Below are 17033 nucleotides of genomic sequence, written 5' to 3' on the forward strand. Positions count from 1 at the left end.
AATTTTAACAAAGGGTTTTAATAGATAAATGAAAAGCCTTTAAATAAAAAATACTTCAAATTGATTATTTCAGTTGCATTATGCACTTATAACGGTGAAAAATATATAAAGGAGCAACTTGATAGCATAATTAATCAAACCTATCAAGTTGATGAAATTATTGTTTGTGATGATTCTTCAACAGATAAAACACTACAGATTTTAAAAGAATATGCTTTTCAATATCCTAACTTAATCTCAATATTTGAGAATAAGACTAATTTAAGAACTATAAAAAACTTTGAAAAAGGTATTTCCTTGACAAGTGGAGACTTAATTTTCTTAGCGGATCAGGATGATATTTGGAAGACAACTAAGGTTGAAATAATTGTAGATTATTATAAAAACACTAAGAATTTTAAGTTAGTGTTTACAAATGGAGATTTGATAGATGATAAAGGGAATTTAATGAATTCTACATTATGGGATGAATGGGGCTTTTCGAAAGAAAGGCGTAAACTATGGTTAGATAATGATAAAGCATATAAGGATTTAGTATTAAATAAGAATAAAATTACTGGGGCAACAGTTTGTATAAATAAGAGTATTAAAAGTAATGCTATTCCAATTTATACTCCGGACGGTTATTGGCATGACGCATGGTTAGGTTTACATGCTGCAGCTCAAGGAGGTTTGTGTTTTATAGAACAAAGTTTGATTTTATATAGAATTCATGAAAGTCAACAAATTGGAATATCTAAAAAAACAAAAAAAATGGATATTCCAAAAAAAACTTCATCAGTATCCAAAAATGAGTTTTATTCTTATTTAAATAGATTGTATCCTTATAAAAGCTATTTGCTGCCAAATTATAAGAAGAAAACTAACTTAAACCCTTTGGCTTTAAAATTTCGTAAGCTTAAAAATCGTGTAAAACTGAAAATCAAGCATTTTTGTGAGAATCAAGTTGGAGATTTCTATTTCAAACACGAGGGTTTTTGTCCATGTTGTGAGAAAGAGGTTCTATTTGTAGCAAAACATTCTTGGCTACGTGATCATTTTAAATGTAATAGTTGTAATTCTATTCCAAGAGAAAGGGCGTTAATGCACACTATTAAAAACGATTATCCTAATTGGAAAAACTTAACTATACACGAATCTTCACCTGGTAACAGGGGGCATAGTGTTTTATTAAAGAAAAATGCTAAAAATTATACGGTTACTCAATTCTTCATGAATGCTGATCTAGGTAGCACAGTAAATGGAGTTCGGAATGAAGATTTAGAGCGTCAAACCTTTCAAGATGCTAGCTTTGATTTGGTTGTAACTTCAGATGTTATGGAGCATATTTATGAGCCAGAAAAAGCTTTTAAAGAAATTTTCAGAACACTAAAACCAGGAGGTGCACATATTTTTTCTGTTCCTATTATTAATAAGCATATAGCCACACAAAGATGGGCAACTAAAAATGACGATGGGAGTCCAAATTTTTTATTCGAACCTGAATGGCATGGGAATCCTGTAGATAAAAAAGGTTCTCCTGTTACCTTTCATTGGGGTTATGATATTAAAGAATTCATTGAAAAGCATACAAGTGCATTATGTGAAATTATATATATTGATGATTTAAACTATGGTATTCGAGCAGAATATATTGAGATTGTCGTTATGAAAAAACCATTAAAATGAAATCGAAACTACGAGCTATAGCGTTTGTGTTGCCTCAATACCATCCTATTCCTGAAAATGATACATGGTGGGGAAAAGGGTTTACTGAGTGGACTAATGTAACAAAAGCTAAACCATTGTTTGAAGGGCATTATCAACCGCACTTACCTACAGACCTAGGTTTTTATGATTTAAGATTACCGGAAGCAAGAGTAGAGCAAGCAGCTATAGCAAAAGAGCATGGTATATATGGTTTTTGTTATTACCATTATTGGTTTAATGGAAAGCGCCTTTTGGATCAACCTATTGATGGTATGTTAAATCAAAAAGATTTAGACATGCCTTTTATGTTATGTTGGGCAAATGAAAATTGGACTCGTAGATGGGATGGTAAGGAAGAAGATGTTTTAATGGGGCAGAACTATAGTTCTGACGATGACAAAGAACATATGCGATGGCTGTGTGAACACGTGTTTTCTGATAATCGATATATAAAAGTTGATGGGAAGCCAGTTTTTGTGACTTATAGGTATAACTTGTTTCCTGATATAAAAAAGACCCTACAATTATGGCGAGATATAGCGGTACAGGAATATGGATTTAAAGATTTATACTTATGTTTTACTGAAAGCTTTGGGGAACAAGTTATTCCAAGTCAAATTGGTTTTGATGCAGCTATAGAGTTTTCACCACATGCAGTTATAAAGAATAAAATTAAAGTAAAACCAAAGCAATTTGTATTAGGTAAGCTAATAAAAGCTAGAAAATCCTTAGACGTTGATTTTAGAGATTTTAAATTAGGGGTTGAAGATTGTATGAATCGTACTGTTCCAAAATATAAACTATATAGAGGGGTAACTCCATCATGGGATAATACTGCAAGAAGAAATGAAAATGGTGTAGTAGCAAAGGGTAGCAGTCCAGAGCTCTATTATAAGTGGTTGAAGCATGTGGTAGATAATTTCAAACCTTATTCAAGCGAAGAGAACTTTGTGTTTATTAATGCAATGAATGAATGGGCGGAAGGTAATCATTTGGAACCTTGTATACAATATGGTAGAGCCTATTTGGAGTCTACTAAAAAAGCATTAGAAAGTTGAATCCAAAAGTCTCTATTATCATCCCAAATTATAATCACAAGCCTTTTTTGCAGGAGCGCTTAGATTCGGTTTTTAATCAAACTTTTCAAGATTTTGAGGTGATATTGCTGGATGATACTTCAACAGATGGAAGTGCAGAATTGCTAAAAAACTATCAGAATCATCCTAAAGTAAGCCAATTGATTATAAATACTGTAAATTCAGGAAGTCCGTTTAAGCAATGGCAAAAAGGAATAGCGTTAGCAAAAGGAGACCATGTTTGGATAGCTGAGAGTGACGATTATTGTTCATTAGATTTTTTGGAAACTTGTTTAGAGGCATTTACAAAATCTGTACAGGTTGTTTATGTGCAGAGTATAGATGTAGATTCTGAAGGAAAAAAAATTTCGCATAGAATTAATTATACAATAAACTTTAAGCCAAATATTTGGGAAAGTGATTTTAATATGAAAGGCGATGTTTTTATAGCCAAATATCTTTCCGTTAAAAATGTGATTCCCAATGCAAGTGCCGTTGTTTTTAAAAAACAATTAGTGCAACCACAATTCTTTAATAAGCAATTGTTAAATATGCGTATGTGTGGAGACTGGTTGTTTTGGTTGCAGCTAGTAAATCAAACATATATCTCTTTTATTAATAAGGATTTAAATTATTTTAGACATCATAATCAGGTAAGCAGGAATCATCATGATTGCAATAAAAAGAAAAAACGAATCATTGAGGAAGTTATAATACGAGACTATTTAAAAGTTAAGCAAGGTGTAGAGAATACAACTTCAGATAAAACTCTTGAGCAGCGTTGGTTTAACTTACATGCTAAAAACAGTTTGTTTGATAGTGAGTTCTATAAGTTACGTAGCTCTTTTAATGGAAAGTTTCAGTTAGGACTCCAATTCATGTATTTTAAACTTAAAAGTTGATGAACATTGCCATTTTTACACCTAGTCTAAACCCTTATTCTGAAACCTTTATTCAGGCACATAAAAACTATCTTCAAGGAGAAGTTTTTTATTATTATGGGCCGAGAGGGCGTATACAATTAGAGGGAAGGGATGCTTTGGTTTCAAAAATTAAGAATTGGCAATATCGCATTCAAACGAAGCTTTATAAGCACCCAACGTCTTATATTAATACTCAATCTATTTCGGCCTCTTTAAAACAGCAGGCTATTGATGTTATCTTGGTGGAGTATGGTACTCATGCATTTAACTTATTAGATTTATTACGGGAATGTGAGTTACCAATTGTAGTTCATTTTCATGGTTATGATGCGAGCGTTAAGCAGGTAATTGAAAAATGTAATCACTATAAAGAGGTGTTTGCAAAAGCCACTTCTGTGATTGCAGTTTCTAGAAAAATGCAACAGTTGTTGTTGGATCTTGGTTGTCCTTCTGAAAAACTTGTTTATAACGTTTATGGTCCACAGCCAGAATTTGAAACAGTCATTCCTACATATAGTAAGAAGCAATTTATTGGTATTGGTCGATTTACTGATAAAAAAGCCCCTTATTATACGATTATGGCTTTTAATCAAATTATAGCCAATCACCCAGATGCGCGTTTGCTTTTAGCTGGAGATGGAGCATTGCTTAATATGTGTCAGAACTTAGTAAAACACTTTGGTTTTGAGGAGCAGGTTATATTTTTAGGAATTGTTTCACCTGAAGCCTATCGAGAATTATTAACAGAATCATTAGCGTTTGTACAACACTCTATTACAGCAAATAATGGAGATATGGAAGGTACACCCTTAGCAGTATTAGAAGCTAGTGTTGCAGGGTTGCCTGTTATTTCTACTAATCATGCTGGAATTCCTGATGTTATTGAACATGGGAAAACTGGTCTATTATCTGAGGAACACGATGTAGATGCGATGGCAGAAAATATGTTACACCTCTTGGGAGATGTTGATCTTGCTAAGAAACTTGGTGCCGCAGGTAAAGCTCGTATTTTAGAACATTATAGTATGCAGCGTCATATTAATGTATTAGGAGATGTGTTGTCGTCTGCTGCTGGAGATTCTTTCCTGCACCCTGAATGACAGCTTGATTAACAGTGGGTATCAGCCATTCACTTATGAGAAAGATATTGAACTAAAACATGTAATTATTTATAAATTGACTTTAGTTTATAAGTCAAGTCATTTTAATTTCTTTCCTTTTTTTGTGTTTATGAAGGTCTATTTCTTATGACTTTGTATATTAGTCGAGTATTCGCTAGCTATGCAAGATCAGCCTTTAGTTTCTATTATTATACCCACTTTTAATCGCGCACATCTTATTGGTGAAACGCTAGATTCTGTATTGGCACAAACTTACCAAAATTGGGAGTGTATAGTTGTGGATGATGGGAGTACGGATGGTACGGAAACTTTGATGACTGATTATGTAACTAAAGATACTAGATTTCAGTATCATCAACGCCCTGATTCACATCTGCCTGGAGGTAATGGTGCCAGGAATTATGGGTTTGATCTTAGTAAAGGGGAGTATGTGCAATGGTTTGACGATGATGATGTGATGTTGCCGGTTTTTTTAGAAGTAAAGCTAACTGCTTTTACGGAGAATAATGATTTAATAATATGTTCAGGTTTAATGGTAGATCGTGATTTAAACTCTATTGGGATTTTGAGCTATGACGATACCGTTTCATTATTTAAAGGGTTTGTGCTTTGGCGCAACCAGATAACCACAAATTGTGTTTTGTTTAAACGACAGTTTCTATTAAATCTGAATCTTTTTAATCCACAAATCTTAAGAGGGCAGGAGAGTGAGTTTTTTTCTCGTATATTTTTTGAATTATCGAAAACTCAATATAGTATTTTGCGGAGAGAGTTATTCTTGTATAGGCAACATGATACCACTAAATCTACTAAAAATGAGATTTATGTACCTAATTTCAAAACTTCAGAAACTTATGTGGCTCTAGAAAACCTAAAAAGAAGCATTGTACTTAATGATCCTGGGTTAATTCAGTATTTTTATAGATTATTGATTCATTTTTTGTTTAGAGCTTTAGAGCATCAAGATAAACCAAATGTAAAAAACACTTTAAGTTCTTTAACAAAAATGATTAAACCTTTAAATTGGTGGTTGGTTTTACAGTTAGAGGTATTAGTCAACTTTTTGCAAGTGCAAAAGCGAAGTTATCATAAGATAGAGATGTACTTTAAAACTTATAAATTATTTCATGACTAATTCTTCTCTAGTTTCTATCATTATTCCCACCTTTAATCGCGCTAAGTATGTTGGTGAAGCATTAGAGAGCATCATTGCTCAAACATATACCAATTGGGAGTGTATTGTTGTTGATGATGGCAGTACGGATGATACAGCAGAAATAATGAGTACTTTTTGTGTAAATGATCCGAGAATTATTTTTTATAAACGTCCTAATGATTACCCCAAAGGCGTAAATGGTGCACGAAACTTTGGACTTCATAAAAGTAAAGGTGTATATATTGCTTTTTGTGATGATGATGATTTTTGGCTGTTTGATAAATTGGAAAAGCAGATACCTATATTTCAGGCGCATCCGGAAGTTGGCTTGGTTACTGGTAATATAGAATTTGTAAATGCTGATGGTGTTAGAAGAGGGCGTGTAATTAAACAAACAGGTAATCATGGTTATGTTTTTGAAGACTTATTATTTAAAAACAGACTTTCAATGATAACTCCAGTTTTAAGGAGAGAGGTTTTTGAAAAAGTAGGATTGTTTAATACAGATTTTAAAATTTCAGAAGATTGGGAATATTGGAGACGAGTAGCCTATTATTATCCGTTTTATGCTTTGCCAGATGTTTTAGCTTGTGTTAGGAAGCACGATGCTAACACCTCACTTATTGTATCCGATACTCCTTATGAACAATATTTCCGGTATCGTGAATTAACCAAAGCACTATTAGTATGGGGGGAAGGGCGTTTTACTAAAGCGGATCGGCAGTTGATTGCTGAAGTTGAAGCAAAACGTTATAAGCACTTAATACGGAATCATTGCCCTGGGATTGGGAATAAATTGCAATTATTTAAGAGGATTATTAGGAATGAAGTAAATGCAGGATGTTATTTTGTTTATTTGCTTTTAAGGTTCTAACCGTAGTTTGAATATTTGATTTTACAATCTTACTTTTCAAATTGGAGTTATAGTTGTTTTATGAATATATGTATTTCAGTATAAATATCAAGTGGATAATGTTTAATGAAAGATTAAGTAATGATTAAAACAATCTTGAATAAGTATATAAATAGTATAATTTCAAAACTTATAAAAAAGCAAAAGGCAATTCAACAAGAACAGTTTGCATATAATGCAATTTCTGGATTGTTTAATGAATCGCAATTTATACCTTTTACAACATGGACAATTTCACCAAGTACTATTCAACATGTGCTAAATGACATAGAAATCAATCAAAGAAAAAGTATTGTAGAGTTTGGGTCTGGTGCTTCTACTTTTTTCATCGCAAAACTTCTTAAAACAAAAGACTCTGAAGCTTCATTTTTTAGCGTAGAATCTGATGAGCTTTGGGCTAGAAACATTGAGAATAAAATCAAAAAAATGCAACTCGAAAAATTTGTTACTATAATCTACACTCCAATTATTAAAGTGCCGAAAGAAATTTCGTTTAAAGGTCAATCCTATTGGTATGACACTGATATATTAAATAAGAAATTAGGGAATGTTAATGCTATAGATTTGGTTCTTGTTGATGGTCCATTGGGTAAATCTAATCCATATGCAAGATTTTCTGCAATACCTTATTTACGTTCAAAGCTAACTGAACAGTACAGCGTTTATCTAGACGATATTAACAGGAGTGAAGAAAGAGAAATTGCTAATGAATGGAAAAATAGTTTGAATTGCGAAATAAGACAATTTGATCGGTACGCAATGTTATATACTGATAGAAATTATATAACTGGCCCATTTCGAGTTTAAGAAGAGCAATTATCATAGCTGTAAAATCAAAATCTATAACCTTACTTGAAAATTTTAATTGTATCATTTTGAATCCACTAATATCAATAGTAATACCAACATTCAATAGGGCGCACTTAATTGTAGAAACCATTGAAAGTATACAAAAACAAAGTTATCCAAATTGGGAATGTATTATTATCGATGATTTCTCTACAGATGATTCAGATAACATTATTAAAAAGTTAATTAAAAAGGATTCTAGAATTAAGTTTTTTAAAAAAACCAAAAACAAAAATAAAGGGGCGCCTGCCGCCAGAAATTATGGGTTTAGTAAAAGTAAGGGAGATTATATTAATTGGTTTGATAGTGACGACTTAATGCATCCTAAAAAACTAGAAATTGATTTAAAACTAATTTCTTCAGGTGATTTTGATTTTACAATAAGTCAATCGGTATTTTTTAAAGAACAAGCAAAACCTAGTAAAAACATGTGGAATGAGACTCTTTGGAGCCAGGATCCAATTAATGATTTTATTCTGTTTAAAATCGGTTGGGGTATTAATTCTCCCTTATGGAAAAAAGAATCATTAAAACGATGCAAATTGCAATTTAATGAGCAATTAATAACTGCTAATGATTATTTATATCATATTCAGGCATTACAATTTGGGTTAAAACCAATAAGTAATAATAAGACGCTTGTTTACCAAAGAGAACATATTAATCAATTAAAGAACTATCGTTTTAAATCGCCATCTAAATTAAGAGTCAACTATTATTTATATAAAAATCAAAAGGATCTACAATTAAATACGGAAGTTCTCTGTTTTTTAAACAGACAGTATGTTAATCAGTTTTCTAACGTTCTTAAAAACAAAGAGTTAATGTTGGCTGCTTCGTTCTTGTACAAATCTTGGCATATAAACTATTATTTTAAGACTAAAATAAAATTATATCAACTTTTAGTTATAGGTATGTTTTATAAAGTTTTTAATAAAGGTTACAACAAATTAAACTAATAATTTATGTGCGGTTTCCTAGGAGAATTTACTTTTCAAAAACATCCATTAAGAGAAGCGTCTTCCTTTAAAAGGCTTTTGGCACTGTCTACACATCGGGGGCCTGATTCAAGTGCATTTACAAGAGGTGCTGGATATCAATTAGGTTTTAACCGATTGGCTATTTTAGATCTTTCCCCACAAGGAAATCAGCCTAAACAAAGCCTGAGTGGTAGGTATCAGGTCGTGTTTAATGGAGAAATTTATAATTATAAAGATTTAGCGAAGAGTTATGATCTGACTAATTTAGCTTCTAGTTCTGATACAGAAGTGTTGATTCATTTACTAGATAGTCAAGGTGTAGAAGCAACTGTTCAACTTCTTAATGGGATGTTCGCTATTGCTATAATAGATATTAAAGCAGATTGCTTATACCTTACACGAGATTTTGCTGGAATTAAGCCCTTGTTTTATGGAGTAGCTACAGAAGGAGTAGTCATGGCCTCTCAGTTTGACCAAGTATATAAGCATTCATGGTTCTGTAGGTCACTAGACTTAAAACCTGAAATAGTAAAAGAGTATTTTGGTTTTGGTTATATGCAAGCGCCCAATACCATTTATAAATCTGTTTTTCAAGTCAACCCTGGTGAATTAATACGGATAGATAGGGAAGGAAATACCTCTAAGAAAAAACTGGTTTCCTTCACAAAAACGCAAAAACCAGTATCAACCGAAACTGTATTATCATCTATTGTACAACATGCCGTTTCTAAGCAACTGGTGAGTGATGTTCCTATTGCCGCTTTTTTGAGTGGTGGTATTGATAGTCCCTTAATTTCTGCCTATGCAAAAAAACAAATCCCTAGTATTGAGGCATTCACATTGGAGGTTGATAACCCTAACTTAAATGAAAGCGAGATAGCGAAGGCTTATGCAAATCATTTAGAAATAAAACAACATATTGTTCCAGTTAAGGAATCGGACTTATTATCAGAAATTGATACACATTTTAAGGCTTATCCGGAACCCTTTGGTGATTATTCTAGTATCCCGACATATGTTATTGCTAAGGAAGCCAAAAAGAAACATACGGTGATGTTGTCGGGAGATGGAGGTGACGAATTGTTCTGGGGGTATCCTCGTATGCTAGATATTATAAATAAACGCTGGTGGTTTAAGTTGCCATTTTTCCTGAGGAAGCCTTTGGTGCAGGTGACCAATAAATTAGGGTTTACTAATACTTGGGCTCCTTATTTCAGAAATTTAAATGCTTTTATTAGTAACAAACATTTACAAATACCTAAAAGCACTTTGGATAAAGCCTTTCCATTGGTTTCTCATTCATCAGAGATGCAGGAGTTATATCAATTTAAGAATTCAGGAACTAAAAGCTTGTTACATCAATTACGGTGGAATGAGTTTTATGCACATTTACAGCGGGTATTAATAAAAGTAGACCGTGCTAGTATGGCACATAGTTTAGAAGTTCGTGTTCCTTTTTTAGATAAAAATAGCATTGAATGGGCTTGGAATCAAGAAGGACAGCTCCGAACGAAACAGGATTTAAAAAAGGAGTTGAAGAGTTTATTGGCTCAAGTGGTTCCTGAATCGGTAATAAATCAAAAGAAGATGGGGTTTACGGTGCCTTTAAAAGTTTGGTTACGAAAGGAATTACAAACGGATGTGATGCATGTGGTTTTTGAAACTCCTTTTTATGGTGCTGAGGTTATGGATGTGACGGTGCTGCAAGATTATGTTCGAGATTTTATTGATAAAAAACATGATAATGCTTGGGGAGTATGGCATATTTATGCATGGCAGAAGTGGTGGCTGGCACATGGGGTTGATAGTTAAAATTGAAGAATGAAGAATGAAAAGTGAATTGGGGCTTTTTAAATGCATTAGGAATTAGGTATGTTAATTAGTAATCTAATTATTTCATATTTACTGGATATAATGAATTTAAAATACAAGCATTTACATTTAGATGCCAAGGTCTTTTTGCTATATTAGCTTGCTATTACTATGATAACTGTAAAATCTCCAATATTACCTACCAAGCAAGTTTTTGCAAAAAGACCAGATACACCGCATGAGCTAGATTTCGAAGCTATTTGTGTATTTGTAGCTACGGGGTTTTTTATGGGAGAAGATACTTATTGGAAAGATGAGATGTGTTTGTTACCTGCACATGATCATGAGTTAGATGCTGATGGGTATTTGTTTAAGAGTACTTCTAACTTTACTTGGCATTATAGCCCTAGAGATATTAGTTTTGAGCAGGCTACAGATGAGTATATACAATTACTGAAAGTTATTACAAAAGAACAGGTTGGAGATAACCCTGTAATTTTAGCACTTTCAGGTGGTTTAGATAGTAGAAGTCAAGCGCTAATATTAAAAGATTTAGGGAATCTGGTTCATGGCTTTAGTTACTCCTTTGATGGTGGGTTTCCAGAACATAAAATTAGTGCTCAAATCGCCCAATATTGTGGTTTTACTTTTGATGGCTTTAGCATCCCTAAAGGGTATTTGTGGGAATCTATTGATGAACTCGCAAGTATTTTAGGGTGTTATTCGGAGTTTACTCACCCTAGACAAATGGCCATTTTACCACAGTTAAAAGCTATGGAAGGCGTGTTTTCTTTAGGGCATTGGGGGGATGTGTTTTTTGATAGAGGTGCACCCGAAGGAATCACCGAAGCCGATGTTATTCCCTTGCTTTTAAAAAAAATGATTAAGCCTAAAGGGCTTGAATTGGCCGAGAAATTATGGCAGACTTGGGGTTTAGAGGGTGATTTTAAATCGTATTTAATTGCTCGCATAGAAACTGATTTGGCCGCAATAAAAATTGACAATATCAGTGCGAAGGTGCGTGCGTACAAAACGAGTCAGTGGGCGCACCGTTGGACCACAACGAATTTATCGGTGTTTGAAGCAGCACATTCAATTACATTACCTTACTATGATAATAGAATGTGCGAGTTTATATGTGGGATACCAGAAGCTTATTTGGCAGATAGACGCATGCAAATCGCCCATTTAAAGCAGGATAATCGGTTAGCGGACATAACTTGGCATGCACAAAACCCTTTCAATCTAAATAATTACCAATACAATAAAGTGCCATATAATTTACCTTATCGCATTTATAATAGGGTACAAAGAGAGTGGAATCATTTATTAGGTAAACCTTATATACAGCGCAATTGGGAATTGCAGTTTCTTGGTGAGGATAATGAGTATGAACTAAAAAGGCGTTTTTTTGAAACGGGTTTTAATAGTTTTATTCCTAAGGTAATTGTTGAAGAGGTTTATGGTCATTTTAAAAAAACAGATCCTATTCATTATGCACACCCTATGAGTATGTTGCTAACTTTGTCTGTATGGCATAAAAGGAATTCAGTATGCGTGTGAAATTATCTGTAGTAATCCCAGTTTATAACGGTGCAGACTTTATTGATAAATCGTACCATTCCATACTTCATCAAAGTATAGAAGATTTTGAGATTCTTTATGTGGATAATAATTCTTCAGATGATTCTGTTTTAAACATAAAACATATCTTAGAAATGGACTCGAGGGTTCGCTTATTGCATCAAGCCAAGCAAGGAGCTGCTCCTGCGAGAAATATGGGGATTAAAGCTGCGCAAGGTGAATATATTTATGTGTTTGATGTAGATGATGAAATATATCCCGAAGCTTTAAATAGCATGATGCAGGTGTTAGATAGTTATCCAGATGTTTCTGCTGTTTTTGGAAAAATGGTAAAATCGTATAAAGGGATTGCGCAAACCAAAAAGCCAACAGACGAGACTGGAGGAGTAAATATTCAGGAAACTCCCTATTGGGGGTTAAAGTGGTTTTCCAATCTAAAAACAGTTGTAGGACCGCCTGCTTTTTTATATAGAAAAACAGTGTTTGAAACAATAGGGCTGTATAATGAGTCTATTACAAACAATGAAGACACTGCCCTAGATATAAAATTAGGTATGACCCAACGGATTGCCTTTTTAGATACCTATGTGTATTTATATTTTAAACACTCTGAATCTACCATAGAACAAACTAAACGTGAAATACCACGAGCATTTATGATATGGCCTCGACTGGTTAAAGAACATTTACCTTTTTACTTAGAAAACAAGACTCCAAAACGCTTCCAGGAACTGTTGTTTAGTCAGTTGTTTCAGGCTATGGGAAGACAATTGGTTTACACAACAGGAATTTCAACCCGGGTTCATTTAAAGCGAGAGTTGTATTTAGATTTAAAAAGTATTTCTGTTCCTTTTGCTATTCGTATCTATTTAACAATATTAAGTATCTTGCCTTTAGAAAACTTGAGAAAAGTATATGGTTATTATATAGTGCCCTATGCTGTTAAACAACTTATAAAATAAATAGACCTATTGAAACCATGGCATTATATAAAGCATGTATTTAGGAGGTTACTAATAAGTAGCTTATATAGACGGTACGTGGTAAAGAATTCTGTAATACAGGCAGATATACAACAAACACTGCAGGTGCGTGGCTCTAATGCACAAGCCTATCCTTTAAAAAAACAGTTTGTTCATTTGATGTTGTATTATCCAGATTATGCATATATCTTTTTTTGGCGGATTAACAAGCCATCTTATAGGTGGAAGAATCTATTTGTGGATACTGTGCACTGTAAAATTTTCAGGAGTACTAAAATAGCAGGAGGACTTATATGTTACCACCCTTTTGCCTCTGTAATTAATGCGAAATCTATAGGACGCAATTTTCAATTTAGAAATGGGTTAACCATTGGGAATAAGGGAAATAACAACCATTTGCTCCCCGTGATTGGTGATGATGTTACGGTTGGAGCTCAAGTAGTTATTATTGGGGATATAAGTATTGGTAATAACGTGATTATAGGTGCCGGATCGGTCGTGGTCAAAGATGTGCCTTCAAATTGTGTCATTGCTGGAAATCCAGCACAAATTATTAGGCATATAGATGAAGCTTAAAAAGACACGTATTCTATTTACCATTTCGAATTTTAATACTGCAGGGAGTGGGAAGGTGGTATATGATCTGGCAAAAGGTTTAGATCCTAATGTTTTTGAAGTAGAAATAGCTTGTGGAAGCCGTGAAGGCGCTTTTTTTAAAGTCGTCGAAACTTTAGGCTTGCCCATCCATATTTTTGAAACCAAAACATCTTATCGCCCTTATCAAACTTTATTGTTTCGAATATGGAAAATTTCAAAATTTTATAAAAAACATAATTTTGATGTCATTCACTCTTGGCAATGGAGTAGTGATTGGACCGAGGCTTTAGCGGCACGGTTGGTTGGTGTAAAATGGGTCTATACTAAAAAGGCTATGGGATTTAATAATCGGCATTGGCATATAAAAAGTTATTTGGCACATTTTATTATCACAATCAATGAGGAGATGCGTGGTTATTTTCCAAATAAAAAAGCACAAGCTTTGATTCCTTTAGGTATTGATACCAATTATTATAAAACCGATGCAGTGCCCAAACGTAGTGAGGTTAATAGTAAGAAATTCAATATCATTACTGTTGCTAATCTAGTGCCAGTTAAAGGCATTCAAGTGTTAATTGAAGCGTTACATAAGCTAAAGGATCAGAATGTCACCTTGGCTATTTTAGGTGATTGCGATACTGATTATGGTCGTGCAATGATTGAATTGAGCTCACATTTAGGGATGCAGGAACAGATCCGGTTTTATGGTAAACAGCTCGATGTACGCCCGTATTTGTCGGCTGCCGATTTGTATGTAATTCCAACCTTGGATGAAGGGCGTAGAGAAGGGATGCCTATGGCGTTAGTTGAGGCCATGAGCATGGGCATCCCGGTTTTAGGATCTGATATTACGGGCATTAATTATGTGTTAAAAGATTTTAAAAATCTTTTATATTCAGCAGGAGACATAGATGAGTTGGTTTTAAAAATAAAGGGGTTTCAAGCTATGGATAGAGAAGAACGACTTGCTTTAGGGAAGGAACTGAGACTGTATTGCAATACGAATTTTGCAATGCATAGTTTTATTACCGCGCATGAAAATTTATATAAATCCCTTTTAAAGAATGAGTAAATTCAACAAACAGGTTATTGTAGTAGGGAGTGCACGTAGTGGCACGAGTTGGTTAAGTGAGACTTTGGCCCAGCCTTTCCGATATAGAATGCTGTTTGAACCTGATCAAGAAACGCGCACTAAACGAGGTCACTTGCTTTGTGATCAATGGCTGACTTCAAAAGCTGATTCGCCCGAAGCATATAGCTATTTAAAATCTGTTTTTCATAACCGTGTGGATTGCGATTGGATAGCCCAAAATAGTAATAGGACGTTTAAACGTCATTTATGGCCATTTATACCTAAACGCTATATTATCAAATTTGTACGCTGTAATCTGTCTGCGCACTATATGAATTCAGAATTTGGTATCCCATTAATTCACATTATTAGAAATCCCTATGATATTATTCGATCACAAGAACAGGTTAAATTTCCTTGGTTATATGATTTATCCAAATTCGCGCAACAGAAGAAGCTCGTCAAACTCATTCAAGATGGTTTCAATTATGATATCAGTTCAGTAAAACACCTAACCGATGTTGAAATATTAACCCTGCGTTGGTGTATTGAAAATGTCATTCCGTTAGAAGTATTAAAACCTTATTCAGTGAATGCTTCGGTAGTGCGTTACGAAGACCTATTGGATAATGTGGATTTGTTTTATAACCTATGCGCTACTTATAATTTAGAACCTGCAGTAAATTTGGAAAAACACTTTAAGCAGCCGTCTTCTAAAACGCATCCCAATAGTGCCATATTAAAGAACCATGGTGAAATAAAAAGTTTACCCAAACAAACCTTGAAAGAGATCAACGCCATATTAGATATTTTTAAGACAACGCTTTATGCAAGACGTAATTAATTAGCATGCTCTTCAACTCCCTAGACTTCGTTATTTTCCTCCCTATAATATTCATATTGTATTGGGTGGCATTTAATCGTTCTTTAAAATGGCAGAATATTTTATTGGTAATAGCGAGTTATCTATTTTATGCATGGTGGGACTGGCGTTTTTTGGGACTTATAGCAATGAGCACGCTTGTAGATTTTATGGTTGCCAAACGTTTGCAAAGCACTAATAGTAAGAAGACACGCAAGTTTTTACTCCTTATAAGCGTTGTGTTTAATTTAGGCCTGCTTGGGTTTTTTAAATATTTTAATTTTTTTATCGAAAGTTGGGTTGATGCTTGGTCTAACCTGGGTGTGTCCATGCAAACATCCACTTTAGATATAATTTTACCAGTAGGTATTTCCTTTTATACCTTTCAGACCTTGAGTTATACCATTGATGTCTATCGACGCAAAATGGTGGCTACCAACAATCTGATTCAGTTTACTGCTTTTGTATCCTTTTTTCCTCAATTGGTGGCGGGACCTATTGAACGCGCCAGTCATTTGTTGCCACAATTTAAAGTTAAACGCATTTTTGATTCTCAATTTGCCTTAAGTGGATTTTATTTGATTATTTGGGGACTTTTCAAAAAAGTTGTCATAGCAGATAATTGTGCTTTTTTTGTGAATCAGATATTTGATTCACCTGGAGGCTATTCTTCCTTGGAATTGTTTATGGGTGCTGTGCTTTTCGCCTTTCAAATTTATGGCGACTTTTCAGGGTATTCGGATATTGCAATTGGTGTTGCCCGCTTATTTGGCTTTTCTTTGATGACCAATTTTGCCTTTCCTTATTTTGCTAGAGATATTGCGGAATTTTGGAGACGCTGGCATATTTCACTTTCTACATGGTTTCGAGATTATGTGTATATTCCGCTTGGCGGGTCGCGAGGGACTTCTTGGGAGCGACTGCGGAATGTTATGATTGTATTTTTGGTGAGTGGGTTTTGGCATGGCGCCAATTGGACATTTATAATTTGGGGAGGCATTCATGGGGTATTGTTTTTGCCATTGTTATTAACTAAAACCAATCGTACACACGTTTTGTCTACACGGATGACCTATCATCATTTACCAAAAATATTGCTGACTTTTTTAGTTGTGACTATAGCATGGGTGTTTTTTAGAGCGGATACGGTAGGTATTGCCTATAATTATCTATCGGATTTGTTTCAATTTCAAGATTTTTCATTCAAACTCTTTACTAAAAACTCAAAAATGACCTTATTTAGTCTTATTATCTTATTTAGTGTTGCTGTCATGTTGTTTTTCGAATTTTGGGCCGTTCAAAAGGATGAACGCGAAGTCGTTTTGTCAAAGTACTCGGCCATTCTCATAAGCATTTTGATTATTTTTATGGGAGTCTTTAAAAACCCTTCTGACTTTATTTATTTCCAGTTTTAAA

At 33.9% G+C, this 17033-nt stretch carries 15 protein-coding genes; all 15 read left to right on the forward strand.

Going from position 1 to position 17033, the window contains the following annotated elements; genetic code table 11:
• Positions 1-60 precede the first annotated feature (60 nt).
• Positions 61-1668 carry a glycosyltransferase gene (locus tag BXY82_RS13335; RefSeq protein WP_133758736.1) on the forward strand — a complete coding sequence of 536 codons (1608 nt, stop codon included), beginning with the start codon at positions 61-63 and terminating at the stop codon, positions 1666-1668.
• Positions 1665-2747 (forward strand): glycosyltransferase WbsX family protein, encoded by a 1083-nt coding sequence (locus tag BXY82_RS13340; protein WP_133758737.1) that lies wholly within the window; start codon positions 1665-1667, stop codon positions 2745-2747. Before BXY82_RS13335 ends, BXY82_RS13340 begins: the two co-directional genes overlap by 4 nt.
• The gene (locus tag BXY82_RS13345) at positions 2744-3667 is read left to right on the forward strand and encodes a glycosyltransferase family 2 protein (RefSeq protein WP_166643305.1); all 924 of its coding nucleotides are present in this window, start codon (positions 2744-2746) and stop codon (positions 3665-3667) included. The genes BXY82_RS13340 and BXY82_RS13345 overlap by 4 nt, the downstream gene beginning before the upstream one ends.
• Entirely contained in the window at positions 3667-4788 is a 1122-nt protein-coding gene (locus BXY82_RS13350; protein ID WP_133758739.1) for a glycosyltransferase, read from the forward strand. Before BXY82_RS13345 ends, BXY82_RS13350 begins: the two co-directional genes overlap by 1 nt.
• 181 nt (positions 4789-4969) lie before the next feature.
• Positions 4970-5944 carry a glycosyltransferase family 2 protein gene (locus BXY82_RS13355; protein ID WP_133758740.1) on the forward strand — a complete coding sequence of 325 codons (975 nt, stop codon included), beginning with the start codon at positions 4970-4972 and terminating at the stop codon, positions 5942-5944.
• Positions 5937-6839, forward strand: coding sequence for a glycosyltransferase family 2 protein (locus BXY82_RS13360; RefSeq protein WP_133758741.1), 903 nt, complete (start codon positions 5937-5939; stop codon positions 6837-6839). The genes BXY82_RS13355 and BXY82_RS13360 overlap by 8 nt, the downstream gene beginning before the upstream one ends.
• 120 nt (positions 6840-6959) lie before the next feature.
• Positions 6960-7685, forward strand: a complete 726-nt coding sequence (locus BXY82_RS13365; RefSeq protein WP_133758742.1) for a hypothetical protein — start codon at positions 6960-6962, stop codon at positions 7683-7685.
• A 68-nt stretch (positions 7686-7753) separates the two neighbouring features.
• A complete protein-coding gene (locus tag BXY82_RS13370; protein ID WP_166643306.1) occupies positions 7754-8686 on the forward strand; it encodes a glycosyltransferase family 2 protein in 933 nt (310 codons plus the stop codon).
• 6 nt (positions 8687-8692) lie between these two features.
• A complete protein-coding gene (gene asnB / locus BXY82_RS13375) occupies positions 8693-10519 on the forward strand; it encodes an asparagine synthase (glutamine-hydrolyzing) (protein WP_133758744.1) in 1827 nt (608 codons plus the stop codon).
• Between the two features lie 171 nt (positions 10520-10690).
• A complete protein-coding gene (locus BXY82_RS13380) occupies positions 10691-12082 on the forward strand; it encodes an asparagine synthase-related protein (RefSeq protein ID WP_133758745.1) in 1392 nt (463 codons plus the stop codon).
• The gene (locus BXY82_RS13385; protein ID WP_133758746.1) at positions 12073-13065 is read left to right on the forward strand and encodes a glycosyltransferase family 2 protein; all 993 of its coding nucleotides are present in this window, start codon (positions 12073-12075) and stop codon (positions 13063-13065) included. The genes BXY82_RS13380 and BXY82_RS13385 overlap by 10 nt, the downstream gene beginning before the upstream one ends.
• Before the next feature lie 78 nt (positions 13066-13143).
• A complete protein-coding gene (locus BXY82_RS13390) occupies positions 13144-13662 on the forward strand; it encodes an LbetaH domain-containing protein (protein WP_133758747.1) in 519 nt (172 codons plus the stop codon).
• A complete protein-coding gene (locus tag BXY82_RS13395; protein ID WP_133758748.1) occupies positions 13652-14755 on the forward strand; it encodes a glycosyltransferase family 4 protein in 1104 nt (367 codons plus the stop codon). The genes BXY82_RS13390 and BXY82_RS13395 overlap by 11 nt, the downstream gene beginning before the upstream one ends.
• A complete protein-coding gene (locus BXY82_RS13400) occupies positions 14748-15599 on the forward strand; it encodes a sulfotransferase family protein (RefSeq protein ID WP_133758749.1) in 852 nt (283 codons plus the stop codon). The genes BXY82_RS13395 and BXY82_RS13400 overlap by 8 nt, the downstream gene beginning before the upstream one ends.
• A 167-nt stretch (positions 15600-15766) precedes the next feature.
• Entirely contained in the window at positions 15767-17032 is a 1266-nt protein-coding gene (locus BXY82_RS13405) for an MBOAT family O-acyltransferase (RefSeq protein ID WP_317128590.1), read from the forward strand.
• Position 17033: the final 1 nt, after the last annotated feature.

This window comes from Gelidibacter sediminis (genome assembly GCF_004364975.1).
GTDB classification, from domain to species: domain Bacteria; phylum Bacteroidota; class Bacteroidia; order Flavobacteriales; family Flavobacteriaceae; genus Gelidibacter; species Gelidibacter sediminis.

Coding starts and splice junctions, on each gene's coding strand:
- BXY82_RS13340 (WP_133758737.1), top strand. CDS start 1,665: ATGAAATCGAAACTACGAGCTATAGCGTTTGTGTTGCCTCAATACCAT.
- BXY82_RS13350 (WP_133758739.1), top strand. CDS start 3,667: ATGAACATTGCCATTTTTACACCTAGTCTAAACCCTTATTCTGAAACC.
- BXY82_RS13355 (WP_133758740.1), top strand. CDS start 4,970: ATGCAAGATCAGCCTTTAGTTTCTATTATTATACCCACTTTTAATCGC.
- BXY82_RS13360 (WP_133758741.1), top strand. CDS start 5,937: ATGACTAATTCTTCTCTAGTTTCTATCATTATTCCCACCTTTAATCGC.
- BXY82_RS13365 (WP_133758742.1), top strand. CDS start 6,960: ATGATTAAAACAATCTTGAATAAGTATATAAATAGTATAATTTCAAAA.
- asnB (WP_133758744.1), top strand. CDS start 8,693: ATGTGCGGTTTCCTAGGAGAATTTACTTTTCAAAAACATCCATTAAGA.
- BXY82_RS13380 (WP_133758745.1), top strand. CDS start 10,691: ATGATAACTGTAAAATCTCCAATATTACCTACCAAGCAAGTTTTTGCA.
- BXY82_RS13385 (WP_133758746.1), top strand. CDS start 12,073: ATGCGTGTGAAATTATCTGTAGTAATCCCAGTTTATAACGGTGCAGAC.
- BXY82_RS13395 (WP_133758748.1), top strand. CDS start 13,652: ATGAAGCTTAAAAAGACACGTATTCTATTTACCATTTCGAATTTTAAT.
- BXY82_RS13400 (WP_133758749.1), top strand. CDS start 14,748: ATGAGTAAATTCAACAAACAGGTTATTGTAGTAGGGAGTGCACGTAGT.
- BXY82_RS13405 (WP_317128590.1), top strand. CDS start 15,767: ATGAGCACGCTTGTAGATTTTATGGTTGCCAAACGTTTGCAAAGCACT.